This window comes from Vibrio sp. 10N.247.310.98, assembly GCF_041467395.1.
Taxonomy (GTDB): Bacteria; Pseudomonadota; Gammaproteobacteria; order Enterobacterales; family Vibrionaceae; genus Vibrio; species Vibrio crassostreae_C.
Map to the genome: position 1 here is coordinate 1 of NZ_JBFSUL010000125.1, position 1359 is coordinate 1359.

The window sequence follows — 1359 nt, forward strand, 5'->3', positions numbered from 1 at the left end:
ATAGATGGTGCCCCGGGCCGGACTTGAACCGGCACAGCGCGAACGCCGAGGGATTTTAAATCCCTTGTGTCTACCAATTCCACCACCAGGGCAACGCAATCTTGCGAGGCCGATTACTGAAAAGTAAAAACACCATCTCTCAGCGACCTAAGCCGTGAGAACGAGGTGTACTTTAACGGAAGGAAAAAATTCGTCAACAATAAATTTTATCTTTTAATTCAAGTGATTAATTATCGAACTCAAAAGAATAAATTTAGTGCAGCTTGTACGGTTCTTATACTTGGATTTCTAATTTAAACGGACAAATCACTGACAACCATTGATTCAAATACCAATTGAATGCGGTGATTTTATTGTTTTAAACCAAGCAAATGGCGTTTTCATGTGCTTTTCACATTCAACGATTAGAGTTTGAAGTAACTCTTATTAAGAAGTAAACATGTGAAACCACTAAAACGATATCAATATGAGCGCTATGCCGTTCTTTGTAACCTCGCCTACCCTAGAGTTTTTAAGCAGACTCGCTATGGTTTTGACCCTAATGGACAACGCATCATCAAGAACCAGTTTGGTAAAACCATGATTAGAGTGTTGTGGAGTAGCGACAAAGATGAAGTGGTTGTGGTAATCAAAGGATCGCACAGTATCTCAGATTGGCTACTAACCTTTGCTCTATGGACCAGAAGCTGTAAGAGAATTGGGCTCAATTATCGTGTGCATGCGGGTTTCTACCATCTAATGTTTCAAGAGAGCCAGCCAAGTCGTAATGAAGATAAGCTTGGCTTAACCGTTATTGAGCGCTTGGAAGCCACGCTCACACCTCTCATCGAACAAGGAAAAAGAGTGTCTATTACTGGCCACTCTTCCGGAGGCGCTATCGGTTGTGTCTTCGCTGATTACTTTGATCAAAAGTACCCAGGCTGTATTAAACGAATAGTGACTTTTGGCCAACCCGCCATTGGTGATTGGAGCTTTCGAAAGCACTATCGCATGAGTAAGAAGACCTACCGAATTTGCTGTGACATCGACATCGTGACCTTCATGCCACCGGTTCCTTTGCTCTATTGGCATGTAGGTAAAGTGCTTTGGCTTTATAACGGACGAATCTATGAGAACACTCCTACATTAATCCGCCTTGGTCGCTCTATCTTTAGTTGGCTGATAAGACCTTTCTCTTACCACTTGATGAGCAAGTATATCCGTAACAAAGATTTCTTTGATAAGCATTGAAATGGGTACGTAGGAAGCTTTTAGCGGGGCCAGAAACGAAAAAACCAGTCACTAGGACTGGTTTTTTCTGAATTATGGAGGCGCCTCCCGGAGTCGAACCGAGGTCCACGGATTTGCAATCCGCTGCAT

The 1359-nt window shown here is 42.9% G+C and carries 1 protein-coding gene and 1 tRNA gene; one reads left to right on the top strand and one right to left on the bottom strand.

What is annotated here, in order from left to right:
- Positions 1 to 5 precede the first annotated feature (5 nt).
- Positions 6 to 92 (bottom strand) — tRNA-Leu (locus AB6E78_RS22885).
- A gap of 349 nt (positions 93 to 441) precedes the next feature.
- Here AB6E78_RS22885 and AB6E78_RS22890 point away from each other — a divergent pair.
- Complete coding sequence (locus AB6E78_RS22890) at positions 442 to 1230, top strand: lipase family protein (protein WP_017064543.1); 789 nt, start codon at positions 442 to 444, stop codon at positions 1228 to 1230.
- Positions 1231 to 1359: the final 129 nt, after the last annotated feature.